This is a genomic window from Paraburkholderia ginsengiterrae (genome assembly GCF_001645125.1).
Lineage (GTDB): Bacteria > Pseudomonadota > Gammaproteobacteria > Burkholderiales > Burkholderiaceae > Paraburkholderia > Paraburkholderia ginsengiterrae.
The window spans coordinates 18412-40973 of sequence record NZ_LXKA01000110.1 but is presented as its reverse complement, the minus strand read 5'-3'; the positions used below and the strand labels follow the sequence as shown (position 1 = coordinate 40973).

Genomic DNA, 22562 nt, shown 5'->3' with positions numbered 1-22562 from the left:
CCGCGCTTATGTCCGTTCTTCTCGAAGTCATTGCCACGACCGTTGCCGACGCGCGCCTTGCGGCGCGTGCGGGAGCCGACCGTCTCGAACTCGTCACCGCGATGGGTGAGGGCGGCCTGACGCCGAGCCTCGGCCTGATCGAGGCGGTGGTGGCAGCGGTGACTATTCCCGTGAACGTGATTGTGCGGCCGCATAGCCGTTCGTTCGTGTACGACGCCGACGACTACGCGGTGATGCTGCGCGACGTGCGCGCGGTCAAGGCGGCGGGCGCGCATGGCGTCGTGATCGGCATGCTGGACGGCGAGGGCGAGATCGACCGCGACGGTCTCGCGCGCGTAATCGATGCGGCCGACGGTCTCGCCATCACTTTCCATCGCGCGTTCGACGAAGCGCGCGATCTGCATGCCTCGCTCGACGTGCTGCTCGGTTTCGAGGCAGTGATGAATGTGCTGACCTCGGGTGGGCAACCGTCGGTGCTGAACGCCGAAGCGACGATTCGCGAACTGGTGCGGCAGGCGGCCGGCTCGCATTGCACGGTGCTGGCCGGCGCGGGGTTGACGGTCGATGCCGTTTCCGGTTTTGTGAGCAGGACGCAAGTCCAGGCTGTGCACTTCGGCTCGGGCGTTCGGGTAGGCAGCCAAGGCCTCGCACCCGTCGATGCGGACAAGGTCGCGCAGGTCAGAGCGTTACTGGACGCAAACCGGTGAACGCAAACCAGGCGCCACATAACTGAATCGCCGGACGAAGAAAAATGCCGCTTCAGGAACACACCTGAAGCGGCATTTTTTCACGACGTCCAACACCTACGCGTGCGAAAGCACTACTTCGCCACGACCACCGGAATACCGCGCAACTGCCCGGCGCCTTTCACCTCTTCCAGTGACTTCGTCACCGCGGCACCCGTCGCCGCGTCGATCTGCAGGCGTGCAGCGAGATCGCGCTCGCCGCGCTTCACGCCTGCCAGATTCGCCAGCTTCACGTGACCGTAGCCGCGCACACGCGCGTGCAGGTCAGCCAGCTTCGCTACGTCGTCCAGATTGTTCGCGTTGAGTTTCGCGAGCGCACGCTGCATCGTGATTTCGTAATCGCCCGCGAGTTCGCGCTCCATCTTGCGCTCGAGAGTGCGGCCGAACGGATCGAGCATGGTGCCGCGCAAGCCGCGCCAACTCGCCATTATGCCGAGCACCGGCCACATCCATTGCCCGAAGGTCTTTTTCGCCGGATTCTTGCCGGGCTGCGGGCGCGCGAGCGTCGGCGGCGCGAGGTTGAAGCGGATGCCGAAGTCCTTGCCGGCGACGCCTTCGAATTGCGCTTCCAGTGCTTCACGGAAAGCGGCATCGGTATGCAGGCGGGCCACTTCGTATTCGTCCTTCACCGCGAGCAGGCGATAGAACGTGGTCGCCACCGCGCGCGTTACGCGTTCGCTCTGTGCATCCACTGCGCGCTCCGCGTGGCGCGCCGCATCGACCAGCGCGCGGTAGCGCTTCACGTAGCTCGCGCCACCGTACGTCTGAAGACGCCCCTCGCGATGCGCGATCAACTCATCGAGCGTATCGACGCGCACGCTCGGCTTCACCGCATGCCGTGCCTGCCACAGCGATTCGAGCGCGGCCGGATCTTCGGCGGCGAGGCGGCCGATCGAGAACGCCAACTGGTTCATCTGCACCGCGACGTTGTTCAGTTCGATCGCGCGCATCATCGCGCCGAACGACACCGGCACCAGGCCGAGTTGCCAGGCATAACCGAGCATCAGAATGTTCGCGCCGATCGTGTCGCCGAGAAAACGCGTGGCGAGCGCCTGGGCATCGCACGTCGACATCCGTTCCGCGCCGGCCGCGTGGCGCATCTTGTCGATCAGCGCGTCGGCGTGCAGCGTGGCATCCGGGTTCTGCACGAAGGTTGCGTTCGGAATCGCATGCGTGTTCACGACAATACGCGTGCGGCCATGACGCACCGTTTGCAGCGCATCGGCGCTTGCGCCGACTACCATGTCGCAGGCGAGCAGCACGTCGGCCTGTTGCGTGTCGATACGCACCTGATTGAGCCACTCGTCGCGCGCGGCGAAGCGCACGAACGACAGCACCGAGCCGCCCTTCTGCGCGAAGCCCATGAAGTCGAGCACGGACGCGCTCTTGCCTTCCAGATGCGCTGCCATGCTGATCAACGCGCCGACCGTCACGACGCCCGTGCCGCCCACGCCCGTCACCAGAATGTCGTACGGCGCGGCGTCGAGATGCGTCGCCGGAATCGGCAAGGCGTCGACGCGCGCGGCGAGCGCTTGCGGATCGAAGGCCGCGCCCGCGGCTTTCTTCAGCTTGCCGCCTTCCACCGTGACGAAGCTCGGGCAGAAGCCGTTCACGCACGAGTAGTCTTTGTTGCACGACGATTGGTCGATGCGACGCTTGCGGCCGAGGGCCGTTTCAACCGGCTCCACCGAGAGGCAGTTCGACTGCACGCCGCAATCGCCGCAGCCTTCGCACACTTCCTCGTTGATGAAAAGACGCTTGTCCGGGTCGGGGAATTCGCCTTTTTTCCGGCGGCGGCGTTTTTCCGCGGCACAGGTCTGGTCGTAGATCAGCACAGTCACGCCGTCGGTGTCGCGCAACTCGCGCTGCACGGTGTCCATTTCGTCGCGATGGTGGAACGTGGTGCCCTTCGGAAACAGATCGTGATGACCGTCGTACTTCTCCGGTTCGTCGCTGACCACGACGAAGCGTGACACGCCTTCGGCTTCCACCTGGCGCGCGATCTGCGGCACCGAAATGCTGCCGTCCACGGGCTGGCCGCCGGTCATCGCCACCGCATCGTTATAGAGAATCTTGTACGTGATGGTGGTTTTCGCGGCGACTGCCTGGCGGATCGCGAGAATGCCCGAGTGAAAGTAAGTGCCGTCGCCGAGATTCTGGAACACGTGGCGCGTTTTCGTGAACATCGAATGCGATGCCCAGTCCACGCCTTCGCCGCCCATCTGGATCAGACCGGTCGTGTCGCGCTCCATCCACGACGCCATGAAGTGACAGCCGATGCCCGCGTGCGCGATCGATCCCTCCGGCACTTTGGTCGAGGTGTTGTGCGGACAGCCCGAGCAGAAATAGGGCGTGCGCTTCACGCTGTCCGCGGCGTTCGAGAGAATTTGCGGCGCGACGAGATCGACCACGCGGTCGCGCCGGTCGAGCGCGGGCTTGTGCTTTGCCAGCCAGTTCGCAAACACCGGCAGAATGCGCGAGGGCCGCAGCTCGCCGAGCGAGGACAGCAGCAGCGTGCCGTCTTCGGCGTGCTTGCCGATCACGATCGGCCGCGTGCCTTGCGTGCGGTTGTACAGATAGTCCTTGATCTGCTGTTCGATGACCGGGCCTTTCTCCTCGATCACCAGCACTTCGGACAAGCCGGAGACGAAGGCGTCGATCCGCGTCATTTCCAGCGGAAAAGACAGGCCGACCTTGTAGATCCGCACGCCGGCCGCGTCCAGATCGGCAACAGTCAGATCGAGCCGGCGCAGCGTTTCCATCAGGTCCAGGTGCGCCTTGCCGCACGTCACGATCCCGACGTTCGCGTGCGGACTCGGTGCGATCCATTTGTCGATGCTGTTCACGCGCGCGAAATGGCGCACGGCGTCGAGTTTCGCGTGCATGCGCGATTCGATCGTCAGGCTCGGCAGATCAGGCCAGCGATTGTGCAGGCCGCCGGCCGGGGCCGCGAAGTCCTGCGGCATCGTCCAGTCGGTGCGCAGCGCGTCGAGATCGACTGTCGAGCCCGATTCGACCGTTTCGGAAATCGCCTTGTAGCCGACCCATGCGCCCGAGAAGCGCGACAGCTCCCAACCGTACAGGCCGAATTCGAGCATGTCGGCAATGTTCGACGGATTCACGACCGGCATGTGCCAGGCCATCATCGCAAAGTCACTCTGATGCGGCATCGACGACGACACGCAGCCGTGGTCGTCGCCCGCGACCACCAGCACGCCGCCATGCGCCGACGAGCCGTACGCGTTGCCATGCTTGAGCGCGTCGCCCGCGCGATCCACGCCCGGGCCTTTGCCGTACCACATCGCGAACACGCCCTCGACGGTGCGCTCCGGGTCCGCTTCCACCCGCTGCGTGCCGAGCACGGCCGTGCCGCCGAGTTCTTCGTTGATCGCGGGCAGGAAGCGAATATCACTCGCCGCGAGCAGTTTGTTCGCTTTCCACAACTGCTGATCGACCATGCCGAGCGGCGAGCCGCGATAGCCGCTGATGAAGCCGGCGGTGTTCATGCCGCGCGCGCGGTCGGCGGCGCGTTGCATCAGCGCGAGGCGCACCAGCGCTTGCGTGCCGGTCAGGAAGATCCGGCCGCGCGTCGCGGTGAGGTTGTCGGACAGTTTGTAGTCGGCGAGAGCGGGCGTGCCGTCGATGGGCAGGCGAGCGGTCATGGGTGAGTCTCCTCTTTATGGCATCCGCCCGCGGTGGTGGGGACCACGAAAGTTGCGCAGCGAAAGAGACTCTATTTTTTAGCGCCGATTGGAGAGGATTTTTTCTACTTTGATTGACCAGTCACGAATAGGCGAGAGGAGCCGCGCGTTTTAACGAAGTTTTGAGATAGATCTGCCACGCGGCGGCCCGATTCGGGTAAGCCCTGGTGCGTTTCAGTACTCCGTCAATACCCTGTCCAGACTGCCAGCGCCAGCGCGCCGCCGGCCAGCAACAGCAGCACGACGAACAGCGGCAGGATGAAGCGGATCCATTGACCGTAGCCGACCCGCGCGGTGGCGAGATAGGCGAGCAGCATGCCCGAGGTGGGTGTGACCAGGTTCGTCAGGCCGCCGCCGAGCACGAAAGCGAGCACCGAGGTCTGGCCGCTCACGCCGGACAACTGCGCGATCGGGCCTATGATCGGCATGCTGACCGCGGCCTTGCCCGACACCGACGGAATGAACACGTCGAGCACCATCTGCACGGCCATCAGGCCGTTGGCGACCCACACCGCGGACTGGCCGCGCGCGAGGCGCGTGAAGTGCTCGATCAGCGTGTCGAGCACGAGACTGTTCTGCAGGATCAGTTCGACCGAGGCCGCGAGGCCGATCAGCAGGCCGGCCAGAATCATGCCCTTCATGCCGTCGACGAACGCATCGGCCGCGCTGCGCGAATCTAGCCGGCCCACTACCGCGGTCACGATGCTGATGAACACGTAGAACGACGACAGTTCCACGTTGCCCCAATGCAACTCGCGCGTGCCGATCACGAGCATTGCGGCGGCCACGGCCAGCACGATCAGCGTCGCCTTGTGCCGGCCCGAGAGCTTCGTGTGCATACGCTCGTCGAGGCTCGCGCGCGCGGCCGCCAGCCGGTAGCCGCTCAGGCGCACGTGCACCAGCAGATAGAGAATGCCGAGCGTGAGGAACACCACGAATACGCCGATGCGCATGCCGATGCCGCTAAAGAGCGGCACGCCGACGATCGGCTGCGCGACCGCGAGCGACAGCGGATTGGTCACCGAGGCGATGTAGCCGACCTTGGCCGCGATCGCGACGAGCCCGACCGCGAACAGGTTCGACAGGCCGAGCCGCCGCGCCAGCACCATCACCATTGGAATGATCACGAGGTATTCGGAGATGAAGCCGAGCAGCGTGCTGCCGAGGCCAATCAGGACCATCAGCAGCGGCGCGAGCACATAGACGTTGCCGGCGGTGAGTTGCAGCAGCCGGTCGATGCCCGCGTCCACCACGCCCGTTTTGCGGCTCACGCCGAACATGCCGCCGACGAACATCACCATGAAGATCAGCGGCGCGTTCTTGATGAGTCCGTTGGGCACCGCCACGAAGGCCGACACGAGACTGGCCGGCGCGGCCTGTTCGGGCGTGCTTCTGGTGACAACCGGCGCAACCAGCGTGGCAAGGCTGTGGCTCTTCGGCACCACCTGATAGGTGCCTGGCACCACCAGCTTGTCGTGGCGCTCGAAAAGGCCGGCGTCGATCAGATAGGTCAGCGCCACGGCGGCGAGCAGGACCCAGATCATCATCACCACCGGATGCAGCATTTTGCCGTGGGGTTTCTTCTCATCGCTGCCGTTGCCTGAGTGGCTGCCTTGCGGCTGATCGTCGTCGGCGGTGGATGCCGCGGTGGGCGCGAGCGTGGTCATGTGCGGGTTCCTGTGGTGCGGTTCAATGCGCGACTGGCGGCGAGCTTAAAGGCGAATTCAGCGGCGAATTCAGCGCCGAGCGGTCAGCGCGCGAGCGCCGGCCGCCGGCCTTGCCGGGTTCACGCCGGTTGCGGCTGCGACTGCGGCGCGGTGTAGCCAAGTTCGGTTGATATGGTCCGGCTGCAGGCCTGCAGACGCTCGAGGTAATCCGGAATCTCGATCCGGCTGATGCGCATTTCCGGCCCCGAGATGCTGACCGCGGCGACCGTCGCGCCGCTCATATCGCGCACCGGCACCGAGATCGCCACCGCACCCGCGGTGACTTCACCCACGCTCACCGCATAGCCTTTGCGCGTGATCGCATCTAGTTCGTCGACGAGTTTCAGCAGGTCCGGCGGCTGCGGTAATTTCTTCAGGCGAGCCAGGTATTCGCTTTTCACCGCGTCCGGCGCGAACGCGAGCAGGATCCTGCCGGACGCGCCGCTATTGAGCGGCCGGCGATTGCCGACCGCGCCGATGGTGCGCATCTCGTGCGTGCTTTCGCAACGCGCGACGCACACCGTTTCCAGCCCTTCACGCACGCGCAGCACGACGTTCTCGTTGATGGCCTGGTTGAGCACAAGCATGTGCTTCTGCGCCGAGCGCACCAGCGTATTCTGCTGCGCGGCCGCGACGCCGATCACGAACGCCTGCGGACCGAGCGAGTAGGTCGAGGCGCGCGCGTCCTGCACGACGAAGCGGTGCAGTTCGAGCGTGCACAGCATGCGGTACGCGCGCGACTTGTTGATGCCGAGCTGGTTGGCGAGTTCGGTAACGCCGAGGCCAGGATTTTCGGCCACGTGGCTCAACAGCTTGAGCGCGCTGTCGACGGAATCGACGATGTAGTTCACGTTAGGTCCTTCATTGCGCCGCATGCGGCGCGGCAAGTTGTGCGCGCACGTAATCGGCGAGCGCGGCGGCGAAGGCGTCGAGGTCGCGCTTGAGCGCGTCGAAGCCGGCATGTTTGACGAACGTGGCTTCGTCCATGTACAGCGCGCGATTCAGTTCGATCTGGATGCTGTGCCGGCGACGCGCCGGATCGCTCACGGCAGCCAGCAGGTCACCGCCCTGATACGGCTCGTTCACCTGCACGCTATAGCCCGCGCCGCTGAAATAGTCGGCTACCCATTGCGTGAAGGCGGGGTCGGCGGTGGTGCCGAGGCGGTCGCTGATCACGAAGTCGGGCCGAGCTTCGCCCGCATCGACATTCATTTCGTTGCCGCGCGATTTCATCGAATGACAGTCGACGTGCCACAGCGCGCCGTGCCGCGCGTAGGTGCGCTCGGCGGCGGCGCTGAGCGCGGCGCGGTACGGGCGGTAGTACGCGTCGATCCGATGCCGCACTTCGGCGACCGACAGTTTGCGGTCGTACATCGGCACATTCGGCAGCGCGTCGCGCCGGATCAGGCCCATGCCGCGCAGCGTGTACTTCTCCGGCGCGAGCGGCTCGGGCCAGGGCTCGGCGAGCAACTGCACGTCGATGTCGGTGATCGCGCGATTGGGGTCGATGTAGGCGCGCGGAAAGCACGCGCCGATCAGCACGCCGCCTTGTGCGGGCACACCGGCCCACAGAGTGTCGACGAACGCGTCCCACGAACTGCGAATGGCGGCGACCGGCGCGCATGTGCCGAAGTCGGCGGGCAGGACGATGCCGCTGTGAGGCGAATCGAACAGGATCGGCAACGGAACGCCATTGGGTTCCGCGACGAAGAACGGCGCGTCCGGCGGCGTGGCAAAAGTGTTGCTATCGGGCGTCAAAACAAATTCCTTTCGGGTGGCCGACGCGCCTGAAAGACCGTCTTGACCGGAGTAAGTGTGCCGTGTGTTTTATTAAATAAAACAGCGTATCAATATTTAACGACGAACCAGAATATAGGTCAAGTCACCATTTCAAAGCCTTGCAGTTCGGACTGTCTATTTGTGAAGGCCTGATGGGTAAGGATTTGCGTCGTTTTATTAAGTGAAACCCCGGCCGATAGGACACACCGTCAATGCGGGCAAACCAGTATCGTGCCCAAACCTTGACCAGATAATTTTGCGTTTCGAATAATAAACAATACGTCGTTTTAATCAATAAAACAAAGCGTCTTGACTCACACACACTCACAACAAAGGAAACGCAGATGAACAGCAAAGGTTTGGCGATGGCGCTTGCAGGTGCGGGGATCGGCGCGGTGTTATGCGGTAACGCGGCGGCGCAGTCGAGCGTGACGTTGTACGGCATCGTCGACTCCGGCATCACTTACACGAGCAACCAGAAAGGCCACACGACCTGGCAGGCGACCGGCGGCAACGAGCAGGGCACGCGCTGGGGCATGCAGGGCACGGAAGACCTCGGCGGCGGCACCTCAGCGATTTTCAAGCTGGAGAACGGCTTTAACATCGAGACCGGCACGGCCAGCGCGAACGGCCGCATGTTCGGCCGTCAGGCGTGGGTGGGCTTGTCGAACCAGCGCTGGGGGACGTTCACCATGGGCCGTCAGTACAACGCCGCGCAGGATTCGCTCGCGCCGTTGCAGGTCGGCGCCAGCACGTCGCTCACGCAGTACGCGCTGCATCCGTTCGACACCGACGATCTGAACAACACCTTCCGCACCGACAACTCGGTGAAGTACGTCACGCCGAATTTCGCCGGCTTCCAGGGCAATGCGATGTACGGCTTTTCCAACGCGACCAACTTCGCGGCGAATCGTAGCTGGAGCGTCGGCGGCACGTATGGGCAAGGTCCGGTGCACCTGGGTGTGGCGTACGTGGTGCTCGACAACCCCGCGCTCGATACGACCGGCGCGATTCCGTCGGACAACTACTACACCTTCCTGAAGGGCATTACGAAGCAGCAGATCTGGGGTGCGGCCGGCACCTATGATTTTGGCGCGGCCACCTTCGGGCTGATGTACACGACGTCGCTCTTCAATCTGCAGACCGGCGCGTCGCAGCGCTTCAACAACTACGAAGGCAGCTTCCGCTACCGCTTCGCGCCGGACGTGGCGTTCGCGATCGGCGAGACGTACACGCAGGTTCATACGACGCAAAGCGCGAAGCCGAGCGTGCACTATCTGCAGACGAGCGCGGGCGTGCAGTATTACCTGTCGAAGCGCACCGACCTCTATGTGAACGCGATCTATCAGCGTTCGTCGTCGAACGCGGTGGCCGCGGTCGAGGGGATCAGCAACCCGTCGAGCTCCAGCACCCAGGTGGTGGGCGTGGTGGGGATTCGCCACAAGTTCTAAGGCAGCGGGACGGGCGACAGGTGCCGCCCGGGTTGCTTACGGCGTCAGCGTGTCCGCTTTGGTGGGGGCGGTGTGCGCCGTATCGAGTGGCGCGATGTCGTTGAACAGCGAGTAGTCGAGGTGGCTCACACCATCCTGCTCGCTCATGACGTCGACGTAACGGTAGTGCCAGAAGATCTGATCGCAGGCCCACGAGTGGCGTGCCTGCATGGTTTGCGCGGTCGATTCGTCGACGCCTTCGATAGTGAGCAGGAGCGACATGTCGCTATCCTTTAGCGTCTCGGCGGATTCGCCGAACAGCGGGCTGCTTTCGTCGATGACGTGCATCACGGTCCAGCCGAGCTTGAAAATCGGATGCTGGTTGCGCACCAGTGTCAGGTCATAGAGCTTGCGAAGCGTATAACCTTCGGCGGAGGTTTCCTTGCGCAGAATGCGCAGCCTTGCCTGGGCCTCGGAGATGACATTCTGGCGCCCGTTGGCCGAGCGCACCATCAGCGTCATGCGGCCGTCGAGCGGCCGGACGACCGCGTAGCGGGCGAAAACGATCTTGGCGCGCGGGCGCGAAAAACGCGCGAAGATCAGTCCCGTCGCCAACGCGATGCTGGACATGCCGACAAAAATCTCAAGCGTGGCGATCCAATGTGCGTAGACCGTTTGCGGATGCATGTCGCCATAGCCGACCGTGGCCAGCGTCTCGACACTGAAGAAAAATGCGCCGCCGAAGCCCGCTGGATACTGATTGGCGATCGGCGCATCGCCCAGCATGTAGAGCGTGGCGAACACGGTGTTGAGCAGCAGGAACAGGAACGCGAGCGAAACGAAAAACAGCGGCCAGCGAACCATGAGCGCGCGATGGTAGAGATCCTGCCAGACTCGCGTCGACATGCCGTGCACGACGACCTTGCGATTGCCGATATACAGCTCGCGGCTGCCGCGCAGATGGTGCCTGGGCGGGTGCGCGCCGGCGTCGCCGATGCCGGAGGGACGGTCTGACGGTTCGGTAGCCATCGCGTGCTCGTGAAATGAAAACGCGCAAAGCGTAGCACGCCGCCTGGCTTGTGCCACCCGATCGTTCGAGTTCTGGCCAGCCGTGCATTCTGTCAGGCGTTCGCTGGGTGTCGCGCGATGGCGCCGGCCTCGTGAGACGCCGATTTTCTCTTCATCCCTCAATCTTGCCTGGCCACGCAGCAGCGTGACAACGCCCCCACCCCTTGGGATTGGAATTTCGCGGGCACGTGTGTGGGTTCCTCTGGGGGCGGCTCCAGGTAAGCACGAATCGAGGTCACCGCGTTCTCGGACTCGTCCTATATGGGCCGCGTTACCGTCAGCCTATTCTGTCATCTGATTCGGAAATTTTGTGTTGGAGAATAGCCATGAGCCCGCAGTTGCCGCCGGATACAGCGCACTTGACGAAGTACGTGGATACGCTGGACAGCGGCAATGAATCGAACGCTGGTCAATCTGAGGTCGTGAATCCGGCCCTCGAGGTCGCCAAATTCATGCAGCACCAGAGGGGATACCTTATCGATCTCTACTCCGGCCTTGGGTGCGCGGCGTTCTCCATGGGCGTCGTTACCGGCACATACCTTTTGCTTTATGGCCTCTGATCTTTACGGTGTGGAGAGCATGAAGCCCGGAAGCGAGGAGTCTCGTGCACGCAGTGCGCTGCCTGTAGATCCGGACAGCCTGCTCGCCCAGCACCTCGAAGTCCATATTCACCTGTATATGGACTTCGCTATGTTTATGGCGTGCATGCTCATTTTTTCCACCTCGTACGCAATCGCTCACCTTCTTCTCGACAATCTTTGGTGAGCGGATCTCGCGCACCACAAGCCGGTTTGGATGCCGAATCGCTTCGCGGTTGCTTGTGTCGGCCGAGGAATCGGGATGCCAGCCCGCGGTATCGAGGCCCGCGCCCGCGCCCGCTCACGCACCGCAAGCGGCGGCAATTGGAATGAAGTGCTGACGGGCGCCCGCCGCCTTACGGAAAGGCGCGCGGCTTGGGAATGCCGGCGCCGTGTTCGATATCGTCGACGGCTTGCTGGTGGGCCGCAGCCACAGCTTCCGCTTCATCACCGTAGCCGCCGTCACCGCCCACGGTCGTCCACGCCTTGACGGCTTTCTCGCGATGGCGGATTTCGTACTCCGCGTCCCAGCGCGCGCCGTTGAGTTCGAGTGGGCGGACGTGGATCGAATACACGCCGTAAAGAAAGAGCTGTTCAGCCATGATTGCCTCCAGCCGGCTGTTTCAAGGTGGCGCAACGCGCACGCCGACGCCGACGCGGCAGGCGCGGCGCCGGTCAACCTAGAGTTCGATTTCCCCAAGAATACGGTGAGCCAGCGCTTTGGCTTCTTCGAGGGCTTCTTCCGGTGTCGACGAACCGGTGTCGACTTCGTAGAGCGTGGTTTCCTGATCGGCTTCGGCTTCCCCTTCGTCGCGCGACAGCGTGACCACGCCTTGCCAGGTGTCCTTCTGAACTTCTCTTACCGAGGCGATGGCCGTGTAGATGCCCTTGGTGTAAGTGGTGTCTTCCATGGCTCGCTCCTTCTCGCAAGGCTTCCGGTTTTTTCATCCTAGCACGATGATGGAGGCCCCGTTCAGTGCCCCGGCAGCGCTCCATGTCCGTGACAATGCGCGCCGCACAAGGCAGCAGAATTACAGCAGCGCGACAACCTCATCCAGCGTCGGCGCGTGCGCACCCGCATGCCGGCAGGCGGCCGCGCCGGCGGCGAGCGCGAACGCCAGGTGCTCCGGCCAGGCCCGCTGCGGGGCGGTCATGAGGCTGAATAGCAGGCCGCCAATCGAGGCGTCGCCGGCGCCGACGGTGTCGACTATCTCGATGCGCGGCGGCCGCGCTTCACTTACCGTGTCGCCGTCGATCAGCATGGCGGCCTCCGGCCCGCGCGTCACCAGCACGGTGGCGGCCGGATTCATGGCGCGCAACTGGGCCAGCGCGCCGGCTTCGTCGTCGGTCTTGAACAGCAGGCGCAAATCTTCGTCCGACACCTTGATCAGATCAGCGAGCGCGGCCATTTTCCGCAGCGTGGGTTCATACCCATGCTCCATCAGATTCCGGTAGTTCGGATCGAAACTGATCTTCACGCCGTGTGCGCGGAGTTCTGCGGCCAACGCGGCGAGCGTCGCGCCGATCGGTTGCCGCACGAGGCTGATGCAGCCGAAGTGCGCCCACTTCACGTGACCCATCCAGCCGGCCGGCAGCCGTAAAGGATCGAAGGCCAGATCGGCGGCGTTCTCACCCATGAAGAAGTACGCAGGCGGATGCGTCTGATGCACGACCGCGAGCAAGGGCGGACGCTCCACGCGCTGCATGAAGCGCATGTCGAGCCCCGCGGCGACGCTCGCGTTCCACAGGTCGTCGGAGAAGTTGTCGACGCCGAGCGAGCCCGCGCACGCAGTCGGCAACCCGAGCCGCGCCACGCAGCGCGCCACGTTCCAGCCCGCGCCGCCGGGCCGCGAGAGCCACTGCGAAGCGCCGGAGCGCACCAGGTCGGTGAGGATGTCGCCGGCCGAAACGAAGAGGGGGAATTCGCTGTTTGCGCCGAGGTTGCTCATTTTGTTTGCTCCGCGGATTCAGACGCAGCGGCCGCGCCGTCGGGCAAGGCGTGCGCCAGCACTTCGTAGCACGCGCCCATGGTGTGATAGTCGGTCTTGCCGGCCGGGCTTTTTTCGTCGCTGTACTTGCGGTTGTCGCACGTGAGAATGCGATACCACGCGCCATACTTGTGATCGACGAAATGCGCCCAGCTATAGCGCCAGATTTCGTCGTACCAGTCCCAGAAACGTTCGTTGCCGGTGCGCTTGCCGAGCAGCGCGGCCGTCGCGAAGGTCTCCGCCTGGACCCAGAAATACTTGTCGTGGTCGCACACCGTGCCGTCCGGCCCGAAGCCGTAATAGAGCCCGCCGTGGTCTTCGTCCCACGCGTGCGTCATAGCGGCGTCGAATAGCTCGATAGCGCGCGGCAGCAGCCACGGCAACGGACGGAAGCGCTCGAGAATCAGCAGCAGCTTCGCCCATTCGGTTTGATGCCCCGGCTGAAAGCCCCACGGACGAAAGATGTTCGAACTGTCTTCTTCGTTATAGTGCCAGTCGACCGACCAGTCCGCATGAAAATGCTCCCACACCAGCCCCTGCGACAGCTTCGCCTGGCGCAGCGTGATATTCGACGCCACCCGCTCGGCGCGGTCCAGGTAGACCAGATGACCGGTCGCCTCGTGCGCGGCGAGCAGCGCCTCGGTGGTGTGCATGTTCGCGTTTTGCCCTCGGTACGAACTCACCCGCCAGTCGGGTGATGCCTCGTCGGCATAGAGCCCGGCGGCGGCGTCCCAGAAGCGGTGCTCCATCAACTCGAAGGTCGCGCCGATCATCGGCTTCGCTTCCTCGATGCCGGCCATCGCCGCATGCGAATACGCGAGCAGGACGAACGCGAGACCGTAGCAGTGGCGCGTCGCGTCGAGCGTGCGCTTCCTGCCGTCGCGCCATTCGAGTTCCCAGTCGTAGCCTGCCTGCTGGGCGTCCCAATGCGCTTCGCGCAGAAACCGCAAACCGTGGCGCGCGTACTCGAGATGCTGCGGGTCGCCGAACTGGCGATACGCCATCGCGTAGTTGAACACGTAGCGACAACTGCTCACCAGATGCCGCGTGGTTGTGTCGTAGACCGAACCGTCGTCGCGGAAGAAGTGAAAGAAGCCGCCGCTCGGATCGAGCACGTTGGGCGCGTAAAAGCGCAGGGTGTCCTGCACATGCGAGAGCAGGAACTCGCGCGCGCGAAAACTCTCGACGGGCGGTGCCGCGGCGGCGCCGTTGGCGGGGTGGAGCGAAGCGGTTTGTGTCATGGTGTCTTCACCAAAGTACTGGCACGGGCAATGAGATGAACGGGCAGGCGGATTTCAAGCTCGGCCGGCGTGTCCTCGAGCAGCAGTTCGACACCGCGCCGGCCGAGCGCTTCCTTGTCGACCGAGATGGTCGACAGCGGCGGCGTGGAGTGAGCGGTGGCCGGAATGTCGTCGAAGCCGATGATGGCGATGTCCTCGGGCACCCGCACGCCGCGCGCGAGGCAGGCCCGCAGCGCGGCGAGCGCGGCGGCGTCGTTATAGGCAAACACGGCGTCGGGGCGCGGGCCGGGCGCGTCGAGCAGCTGATGCATGGCGCGCGCGGCGCCGGTGTCGGGGTCGAGGCCGGCGTCGATCGTGACTTCCAGCGACGGGTCGAACAACAGCCCTGCTTCGAAAAACGCGCGCCGGTAGCCGAGCGCGCGCTGCGCGATGCTGAAGTGCGCGAGCGAGCCGCCGATGAACGCGACGCGCGTGCGCTGCTGTTCGAATAGATGCCGCATGGCGAGCGTGGCGCCCGCGGCGTTGTCGAGATTGACCGAGCGCAGGCCGGGAGCCCACAGGTCGATCAGCACGAGCGGGCGCTGCATGGCCACCAGCATGGTCAAAGTTTCCGGTTCGACGAAACCGGCAATCGCCACGGCGTCCGGTGCGTGCAGGCGCATCTGCTGGATCACGTCTTCGGTCGGGCCGGCGGTCAGCACCGAAGGCACGATGCCGCGCTCCCGGCACGCGTCCTCCACGCCGTGCAGCACGTGCGAAAAGAACGGGCTGACCGCGAAGTTGTTGTGCTGGCGGTGCAGCAGAAAGGTGAGGCGGCGAATGCGCGGGCGCAATTGGGCGGCGTCGTAGCCGAGCTGCCGCGCCGCTTCGACGACGCGCAGGCGGGTGGCCTCGGACAGGCCGGGCTGGTTTTTCAGTGCGCGTGAAACAGTGCCGATCGACACGCTGGCCGCACGGGCGACGTCGCGGATGGTTGTGGCCATCGAATCAGGCGGCGACGCCGGGGCGGCCGCACGGTGTTTAAGTTCGGGCGATTGTATAGTAAAACGATGCTGAAACCGCCTGAAAAACAGCCGTCAGATACCAGGAAGTACCCGTAGATATTGACGTTGGCCCGAAATATGCTGTTTAGTAAAAATTGCTAAACGCGCCTCGAAACAACGTCGGAGAAGGCGAAATCTTTACTCCAGGGATGCGTGAGCGGCCTCCGCCTGGCCTCGTAGCAAGGCTACGCTTTCGTCGGCGTCGATCAGTACGAAGCCGCTCGTCTCGTGCTTCGCGCGTCGTTTGGCCAGCGCGGCGACCGAGGCGATTTCCTCGCTGCTGTAAAGCGACGGCCCGCCCGTCGGCTCGACGCGCACGCAGCCAATCGCCATCGTCACGAAACCAAAGAACGTCGGATTGCCGCGCCGGTCCTCACCGTGGATGCCGCCGGCAAGCCGATCGGCCGGCGCATAGAAGCGTTGCGCGCCCTCGTTGAAGACGTAGATCGCGCGCAGCACGCGCTCGCGCCAGTCGTCGCTCTGGAACAGGATCAGGAAGTCGTCGCCGCCCACATGCCCGAGGAAGTCGCGGGTGGAATCGCACACGTCGGCGAGCACGGCGGCGGCGAATTTCAGCACCTCGTCGCCCTGCCAGTAACCGTACTGGTCGTTGAACGGCTTGAAGTGGTTCAGGTCGACGTAGCACGCGTAGAAGCCGGCGTCGTTGCCGAGCAGGCGGCCGATGTGCGAACTGATCGGAATATTGCCGGGCAGGAAGGTCAGCGGGTTCGCGTAGCGCGCGGCCTCGATGCGCACCTCGGTGACCGCGCGCACCAGGTTCTCGCCGGTGCCGAGGCCGACGTATTTGCCGTTCTCGGTAATGACGAAGCCGTCGGCGAGATAGCGCTGATCGTCGCTCGCGAGGAGCTTGGCCATCTGCTCGACGGTCATCGACTTCTCGATGATCACCGGCGACGCGTTGGCGAACTGCAGGCAAGGGCGCTTGCCGAACAGCTCTCGGTGGTACGGCAGCGCGTAGCGGTCCATGAAGCTGCGGCGGTTGATCAGCGCGACCGGCTCGTCGTTTTCGACCACCGCGACCGCGTGCAGATCGGGCAGACGGTTGAACAGTTCGAGAACGTCATTGTTGGTGGCCTGGCGCGGCAGCGCGGGCGCGGGCACCAGCATCTTCGCCGAAGCCATGCCGCCCGACGGCGAGGCGCTGCTCACCGTGCGCGTGGACTCCGGAAACACGGCGATGTGGCCGGCGCGCAGCGCTTCGCGAGCGTCGTCGCTCACCTGGCGAGCCGGTTGCGCGTGCGGGCGGCCGAAGAAATAGCCTTGCCCGCAGCCGATTCCCATATCCCGCACCACGATCAGATCCGCTTCGTTTTCGATGCCCTCGGCCACGAGCTGCGCGCCGCTCGCGTTGGCGAAGTGCTGCATTGCGCGCACCGCCTCGAACTTGAGCGGATCGCAGGCGATGTCGTGAATGAAGAAGCGGTCGATCTTCACCAGGTCCGGTTGAAGCCGGACCCATAGATTCATGCTCGCGTTCGCCGTGCCGTAGTCGTCGAGCGCGAATTGCGCGCCCACGGTGCGCAGCGCCGAAATCAGCGGCAGAAAGCTGTCGACATCCGGAATCGTGCTCTGCTCGGTCAGCTCGATCACGATCCGTTGCGGGTCCACCCCGCGATGGCGCAGGAGCGTGAGCGTGTCCTCGCGCGCCTCGGCGAGCCGGCGGATCGCGCCGGCGCTGAAGTTGAGGAACAGCTTGCCGTCGAAGTCGAGTTGCGCAAAGGCTTCGATGCAGGTGCGCGCGGCCGCTCGTTCGAGCTCGATTGCGCAGCCCTCGGCAAGCGCCTGGGAAAACAGCGCGAACGGCGCTTCGAGCGGCGTGCCGGCCGGCGCGCGAATCAAGCCTTCGTAGCCGACGATCGCGCCGTTTTCAAATTCGATGATCGGCTGGAATACGGCGGACAAATCGCGCCGGGCGATCAACTCCTCGATGCGCGGCGCGGCATATCGGGAGGGCGAGCGAGCTTGCATGGCGGGTAGACGTAGCGATCGACTGTCGGCTTATCGGCGCACCCTCTGAAGAATTAAGTGAATTTTTGATGAAGTGTTGCACCGCAAAGGTGCGCTCGTGCCGGCGTCCCTCTGGTGGCGGGTTTCGCCGTGCCAGGAGTTGGCCTATGCCATCCGGCCGAGGCGACAGCGGCGGCGTTTGCGCGTGAAATAACAAAAAAGCCGCGCGAGGCGGCTTTCTTCAAATAACGCTCAGGGAGGGCGCTTATGAATGTCCTGTTTGCATTGCGCGCGTATTCAACGGCGCGCCACAGCGGCGGCGGGCCGCTCACGGGAGGCGGCGAGGTGCTCGCTGCTGATATCGCGCGCGCCCCAGCGTTGCGCGAGGGCGGCGCACACCATCAGCTGGATCTGGTGAAACAGCATCAGCGGCAGGACCACGGCGCCCACCGCATGCGAGGCGAAAATCACCTTGGCCATCGGCACGCCGGCGGCGAGGCTCTTCTTCGAACCGCAGAAGATGATGGTGATCTGATCCGCGCGGTTGAAACCGAGCCGCTTGCTCACGAAAATCGTCACGGCCAGCGCCAGCGCCAGCAGCACGACATTCACCACCAGCAGACCGCCGAGTGCGGACAGCGGAATCTGGTGCCACAGGCCTTCGTTCACGGCTTCGCTGAACGCGCCGTAGACCACCAGCAGGATCGAACCCTGGTCGACGAATTTCAGCACGCCGCGGTTGCGCTCGATCCACTTGCCGATCAGCGGGCGCAGCAACTGGCCGGCCACGAACGGCACCAGCAGTTGCAGCACGATGTTGCCCACCGTATGCCACGGCGAAGCGCCGCCGCCGGCCGCCTGGCTGGTGACGACCATGCTGACGAGGGCGGGTGTGATGAAGATACCGAGCAGGCTCGAGGCCGACGCGCTGCATACGGCGGCCGGCACGTTGCCTTTGGCAATGGAGGTGAACGCGATCGACGACTGAACCGTAGACGGCAGCGTGCAGAGGAAGAGGACCCCCGCATAGAGCGCCGGCGTGACAAGTGGCGAAAGGAGCGGTTTAAGCGCGAGGCCGAGCAGCGGAAACAGCGCGAACGTGCTGAGCAGCACCACCACATGCAGGCGCCAGTGCGTCGCGCCCGCAATAATCGCCTCGCGTGAGAGCTTTGCGCCGTGCAGGAAAAACAGCAGGCCGACCGCCACGTTCGTCACCCAGTTGAACCCGACGGCGGCCTGCCCATGAACCGGCAGGAGGCTGGCAAGGATCACGGTGCCGACAAGGCATAAGGTGAAGTTGTCGGGAAGCAGTTTCGGGCGAGCCATGGCGGAATCTCGATTCGGTGATGCGGAACAGCGCACGGGCCGCGCGTTGAAACGCCGCCCTTAGTCTATGGGAAGACACTATTGTTGTTGAAAACCAATTGAAAAGACAAATTCATTTGCCGAATCGATTAATGAATGTTCCGCATTGCCGGCGCCCGACTGTAAGAATCTGACCCGGTCTGGCGCGCACGTTTCAGTATTGGCGACGCCATCAGTTTGGTCCAAGCCGTTTTGGAAATCAGGCAGAAAAATGTGCCGCGATTCGTCATACGTCAGAGCCTTCGAAACGTCTCGCGAAAGCCTTGAAAGCAAGCGGTTTCAGGGCTTTCGCGCAAGTGCTCTGTCGCAGAAAAACGTCGCAGTAACAAGGTGTTACATCCGCAGGGGAGGCCTAACACTTTTTGGCTCGACACCCTTTGCCCGTACCCATAAATTACCGATCAAAGGCCGTCGGGATACGTCCGCGCTGCGATATTTCCGCGGCGCCCGTGCCGCTCCCAGAACAGATCCATTGCAGCTCGAACGGTGGATTTCAGGCAAGTCTTCGGGCATGAGAGTCAGCAGGTGGACGGGTTGTCGAGAACGAGGCATTGGGCGTTGGGCGCGGTTATCGCCGCGCTGTGCACGTTCGCCTATGCGAAAGTGCCGAGCGTGCCGCATGGCGGCGGGGCCGGCTATTCGCGCGCCCCAATCGACCATGCCATGCACAATAGCGGCCGCTACTATGGCGCGCCCCCTGCAAGGCCGGCTCGCGACCCCATGGCCGAGCGCAGCGCGCGTGTGCCGCGTGGCGGCCCGAACTTCGCGGGCGGCAATTACGGCAACAGGTTTAACGGCAACGGCTTTAACGCCTACAACCCGGGCATGCGCCGGGTAGCGGGACCGGCCGGTTATCCCGGCAATGAACGCGGCAGCGGCATGCAATACGCCGGCGCCATTACGCCGGTCAGCGCCGAGTCGCGCGCGGTACCGCGACCACCGGCCAATGCGCAGGCGCGCGCCACCGGTTCGATTCGCGCCGACGTCGCCCGCTACAACGAGGAGCGCGGTACATCACGCGCCATGCCGCGTCAGTCAGACGACTCGCGTCCGCCTGAAAGCGCGCCGTACCGCAACTAGCCGCCGGATTCCCTCCGCTTCGTTTCGCCCCCTCGCTGGTACCTGCCGTCAAACTGCGCTTTTCCAGTCGCATCCTCGAAACTCGCGTCTTTCAAACCGCTTGCTAGCACTCCTGCGCATCACTTCAATGCTCGGTCCGCTGTCAATGTGACGTTTCGACGCCACACTTTTTTGAAAACACTCGGCAGCAACCCCTCTCACATCGTCAAATTTCGCCGTATCTGTCGCGATGCGTCATGCGCATGTCTTGCGGGGTGATATAAACCCGTCCGTTGCCGTGTCGGTAACGGTTTGCGCGGTACGTCGGAGTCTGCGGCGGCGCGGCGAGCGTACGTGCGGCACGGGCTTTATCAGACCGATAAGCGACAAAACTAACCAGACCGATATACCGGCAATAACCCACGATATTTTTGTCCATAAAAATGGTCCGCAAAGATGGTCCCGCCCAGATTGGCTCGATGACCGGACGGACAACAACAATGGTTCGCGCGAGCGCCCCCTTTCGCACAGCCACACCCCTTTTGACAAAGACAGGAGAACCCATGAAAACAAGCATCAGCGGTGCGCTGAAGACCACCCTCAAGGCAACCGCGTGTGCCGCCCTGCTGGCCAGTGCATCGTCTGCTTTTGCGCAATCGAGCGTTCAACTCTACGGTCAGGTCGACGAATGGGTCGGCTCGCAGAAATTCCCGGATGGCAAGAGCGCCGCGCAAGTGTCGGGCGGCGGCATGTCGACCTCGTACTGGGGTTTCAAGGGGGCGGAGGACCTGGGCAACGGCTACAAGGCGATCTTCACGATTGAAGGCTTCTTCCTCGCGCAGAACGGTCAGTTTGGCCGCTTCACTGGCGACACGACGTTTTCGCGTAACGCGTATGTCGGCATCGAATCGCCGTACGGCACGATCACGGCTGGACGTCTGACCACGCCGCTGTTCGTGTCGACGATTCTGTTCAACCCGTTCATCGACTCGTATGTGTTCTCGCCGATCGTCGCTCACGTGTACCTCGGCCTCGGCACGTTCCCGACGTATTCGACCGATCAGGGCGTGACCGGCGACTCGGGCTGGAACAATTCGGTGTCGTACTCTTCGCCGAACTTCAACGGCCTGTCCGCGACGGCGATGTACTCGTTCGGCAACAAGGCGGGTGAGAACGGCGCGAAGAAGTGGAGCGGTCAGGTGCTGTACTTCAACGGTCCGTTCGCGGCAACCGCTGTGTACCAGTACGTGAACTTCAACAACGTGCCGGACGACTTGGGCAGCTTCAGCACCTCGGGCGTTCCCGGCCTGAAGAGCCAGAGCGTGGCGCAGGTCGGCGCGACGTATGACCTGAAGTTCGTGAAGTTCTTCGGCCAGTACATGTACACCTACAACGACCAGCAGATGACGAGCTGGCACGTGAACACGGGGCAAGGCGGCGTGCAGGTGCCGGTCGGCCCGGGCACGGTGATGGCCTCGTACGCGTACTCGCGCGATGGCGGCGGCTTCGACCAGACCCGTCAGACGGCGGCGATCGGCTACGACTACCCGCTGTCCAAGCGCACGGACATCTACGCGGCGTATATGTACGACCACATCACCAACCAGTCGAGCGGCAACACCTACGGCGTCGGCCTGCGCGCGAAGTTCTAAGCATCCGCGCGTGGCCGGGCGGCGCCTGCCTGCAGGCCGCCGCCTCGCTGCCGAACCGCAACACGACAAAGCCCGCCTTCTCCGGAAGGCGGGCTTTGCCGCTTCTGGGCCGCCGCAACAGGCTCTTTTGCTTACCCGTCTTTGATAAAGCGGGCAAAATTACGCCGATTGATTCCTGAGGCGAGCGATTGGGATGGATACCCTCATCAGCATGAAAGTGTTCCGCCACGTGGTCGAAGTGGGGAGCTTCGTCGGCGCGGCTGAACGGATGGAGATGTCGGCGGCCATGGCGAGCAAGCACGTGATGCATCTCGAACAGCAACTCGGCGCACGCCTGCTGAACCGCACGACGCGGCGGGTCGCGCCGACAGAGGCGGGCCGCGAATACTACGAGCGCTTGAGCCAGGTGCTGTCCGAACTCGAAGAAGCAGAGCAGGTGGTTGGCGCCGCGAGCGTGGTGCCGCAGGGGCGACTGCGGGTGTCGTCGCTCTCGGCGTTCGGCCTGAGCCACGTGATGGCGGCAGTGGCGGACTACGCCGCGCAACATCCGCAGGTCACGGTCGACATGACGCTGGGCGACCGCGTGGTCGAGTTGATCGACGAGGGCTTCGATGTCGCGATCCGGGCGTCGCCGAGCGGCTTGAAGTCGTCTTCGCTGATCGCGCGGCAGATCGCGACCGCGCATCTCGTGCTGTGCGCCTCGCCGGGCTATCTGAAGCGGCACGGCACGCCGAAGAGCGTCGCCGATCTGGCGCGTCACAATTATCTTCAATACGCCGGGGTGTCGCCGCTCGAAATCGCGCCTGCGCCCGGCGATGCCTCGCCGCGCGTGCGTCTGACGGGCAATCTGATCGTCAACCAGCTGGAGGCGCTGCGCGTCATCGTGCTGCAGGGCGCGGGGATCGCGATGCTCGGCACCGAGGTGATCGGCGAGGATCTGGCGCAGGGGCGCCTCGTGCCGCTGCTGGTGGATGACCTGCCGCCGCGCGAGCTGCCCATTCATGTGGTCTACGCGAGCCGGCGGCATCTGTCGGCCAAGGTGCGCTCGTTTGTCGACTTCCTGGCCGACCGGTTCGCGAACGAATCGCTGTGGCCGTCGCTCGAACAGATCAAGGCGCTGGCGGTGCGGTAGGCGCGCGGGGATGCGCCGACGTCGGCTGAAGCGCGCGGCAGGGCGGCGGCAGGGTGGCGGTACAAGGGCGCCCCGGCGCCGCGACCCGTTTCGCTATACTGGTTGG

Annotated in this window: 19 protein-coding genes; 6 read left to right on the top strand and 13 right to left on the bottom strand. The window is 64.0% G+C overall.

Going from position 1 to position 22562, the window contains the following annotated elements:
• The first annotated feature begins 8 nt into the window (after positions 1-8).
• Positions 9-707: a copper homeostasis protein CutC gene (locus tag A6V37_RS08320; RefSeq protein WP_064266797.1), complete on the top strand. Its 699-nt coding sequence runs from the start codon at positions 9-11 to the stop codon at positions 705-707.
• A 113-nt stretch (positions 708-820) separates the two neighbouring features.
• On the opposite strand, the gene A6V37_RS08315 is transcribed toward A6V37_RS08320, so the two are convergent.
• The 4 genes from A6V37_RS08315 to A6V37_RS08300 all read right to left on the bottom strand — a co-directional run bounded on the left by A6V37_RS08315 (position 821) and on the right by A6V37_RS08300 (position 7911).
• Positions 821-4408, bottom strand: coding sequence for an indolepyruvate ferredoxin oxidoreductase family protein (locus A6V37_RS08315; protein ID WP_064266796.1), 3588 nt, complete (start codon positions 4406-4408; stop codon positions 821-823).
• Positions 4409-4632: 224 nt separating this feature from the next.
• Positions 4633-6114 carry a YfcC family protein gene (locus tag A6V37_RS08310; RefSeq protein WP_064285904.1) on the bottom strand — a complete coding sequence of 494 codons (1482 nt, stop codon included), beginning with the start codon at positions 6112-6114 and terminating at the stop codon, positions 4633-4635.
• Between the two features lie 119 nt (positions 6115-6233).
• Positions 6234-7004 carry an IclR family transcriptional regulator gene (locus tag A6V37_RS08305; RefSeq protein ID WP_064266794.1) on the bottom strand — a complete coding sequence of 257 codons (771 nt, stop codon included), beginning with the start codon at positions 7002-7004 and terminating at the stop codon, positions 6234-6236.
• A gap of 10 nt (positions 7005-7014) precedes the next feature.
• The gene (locus A6V37_RS08300; protein ID WP_064266793.1) at positions 7015-7911 is read right to left on the bottom strand and encodes an N-formylglutamate amidohydrolase; all 897 of its coding nucleotides are present in this window, start codon (positions 7909-7911) and stop codon (positions 7015-7017) included.
• Positions 7912-8276: 365 nt separating this feature from the next.
• Between A6V37_RS08300 and A6V37_RS08295 the strand changes: the two genes are divergently transcribed.
• Positions 8277-9383, top strand: coding sequence for a porin (locus tag A6V37_RS08295; RefSeq protein WP_064266792.1), 1107 nt, complete (start codon positions 8277-8279; stop codon positions 9381-9383).
• 36 nt (positions 9384-9419) lie between these two features.
• Here the strand turns inward: A6V37_RS08295 and A6V37_RS08290 are convergent, their stop codons facing one another.
• Complete coding sequence (locus tag A6V37_RS08290; RefSeq protein ID WP_064266791.1) at positions 9420-10391, bottom strand: ion channel; 972 nt, start codon at positions 10389-10391, stop codon at positions 9420-9422.
• Between the two features lie 365 nt (positions 10392-10756).
• On the opposite strand from A6V37_RS08290, the gene A6V37_RS08285 reads away from it, so the two are divergent.
• The gene (locus tag A6V37_RS08285) at positions 10757-10990 is read left to right on the top strand and encodes a hypothetical protein (RefSeq protein ID WP_064266790.1); all 234 of its coding nucleotides are present in this window, start codon (positions 10757-10759) and stop codon (positions 10988-10990) included.
• Positions 10991-11364: 374 nt separating this feature from the next.
• Here the strand turns inward: A6V37_RS08285 and A6V37_RS08275 are convergent, their stop codons facing one another.
• The 7 genes from A6V37_RS08275 to A6V37_RS08245 form a co-directional block, all read right to left on the bottom strand.
• Positions 11365-11610, bottom strand: a complete 246-nt coding sequence (locus tag A6V37_RS08275) for a hypothetical protein (protein WP_064266788.1) — start codon at positions 11608-11610, stop codon at positions 11365-11367.
• Between the two features lie 78 nt (positions 11611-11688).
• On the bottom strand, positions 11689-11919 hold the full coding sequence (locus A6V37_RS08270) for a hypothetical protein (protein ID WP_064266787.1): 231 nt from the start codon (positions 11917-11919) through the stop codon (positions 11689-11691).
• A 120-nt stretch (positions 11920-12039) separates the two neighbouring features.
• Positions 12040-12957 carry a carbohydrate kinase family protein gene (locus tag A6V37_RS08265; protein WP_064285903.1) on the bottom strand — a complete coding sequence of 306 codons (918 nt, stop codon included), beginning with the start codon at positions 12955-12957 and terminating at the stop codon, positions 12040-12042.
• Complete coding sequence (locus A6V37_RS08260) at positions 12954-14237, bottom strand: AGE family epimerase/isomerase (RefSeq protein ID WP_064266785.1); 1284 nt, start codon at positions 14235-14237, stop codon at positions 12954-12956. The genes A6V37_RS08265 and A6V37_RS08260 overlap by 4 nt, the downstream gene beginning before the upstream one ends.
• The gene (locus A6V37_RS08255) at positions 14234-15220 is read right to left on the bottom strand and encodes a LacI family DNA-binding transcriptional regulator (protein ID WP_064266784.1); all 987 of its coding nucleotides are present in this window, start codon (positions 15218-15220) and stop codon (positions 14234-14236) included. The genes A6V37_RS08260 and A6V37_RS08255 overlap by 4 nt, the downstream gene beginning before the upstream one ends.
• Positions 15221-15418: 198 nt before the next feature.
• A complete protein-coding gene (locus A6V37_RS08250; RefSeq protein ID WP_064285902.1) occupies positions 15419-17269 on the bottom strand; it encodes an EAL domain-containing protein in 1851 nt (616 codons plus the stop codon).
• A gap of 276 nt (positions 17270-17545) precedes the next feature.
• The gene (locus A6V37_RS08245) at positions 17546-18574 is read right to left on the bottom strand and encodes a bile acid:sodium symporter family protein (protein ID WP_064285901.1); all 1029 of its coding nucleotides are present in this window, start codon (positions 18572-18574) and stop codon (positions 17546-17548) included.
• Between the two features lie 525 nt (positions 18575-19099).
• On the opposite strand from A6V37_RS08245, the gene A6V37_RS08240 reads away from it, so the two are divergent.
• Positions 19100-19693, top strand: a complete 594-nt coding sequence (locus tag A6V37_RS08240) for a hypothetical protein (protein ID WP_242665761.1) — start codon at positions 19100-19102, stop codon at positions 19691-19693.
• A 205-nt stretch (positions 19694-19898) separates the two neighbouring features.
• On the opposite strand, the gene A6V37_RS40515 is transcribed toward A6V37_RS08240, so the two are convergent.
• Positions 19899-20111 (bottom strand): hypothetical protein, encoded by a 213-nt coding sequence (locus tag A6V37_RS40515; protein ID WP_131799835.1) that lies wholly within the window; start codon positions 20109-20111, stop codon positions 19899-19901.
• Between the two features lie 124 nt (positions 20112-20235).
• Here A6V37_RS40515 and A6V37_RS08235 point away from each other — a divergent pair, with 124 nt between their 5' ends.
• Both A6V37_RS08235 and A6V37_RS08230 read left to right on the top strand, forming a co-directional pair.
• A complete protein-coding gene (locus A6V37_RS08235; protein WP_064266780.1) occupies positions 20236-21324 on the top strand; it encodes a porin in 1089 nt (362 codons plus the stop codon).
• A gap of 193 nt (positions 21325-21517) precedes the next feature.
• Positions 21518-22456: a LysR family transcriptional regulator gene (locus tag A6V37_RS08230; RefSeq protein WP_064266779.1), complete on the top strand. Its 939-nt coding sequence runs from the start codon at positions 21518-21520 to the stop codon at positions 22454-22456.
• Positions 22457-22562 lie beyond the last annotated feature (106 nt).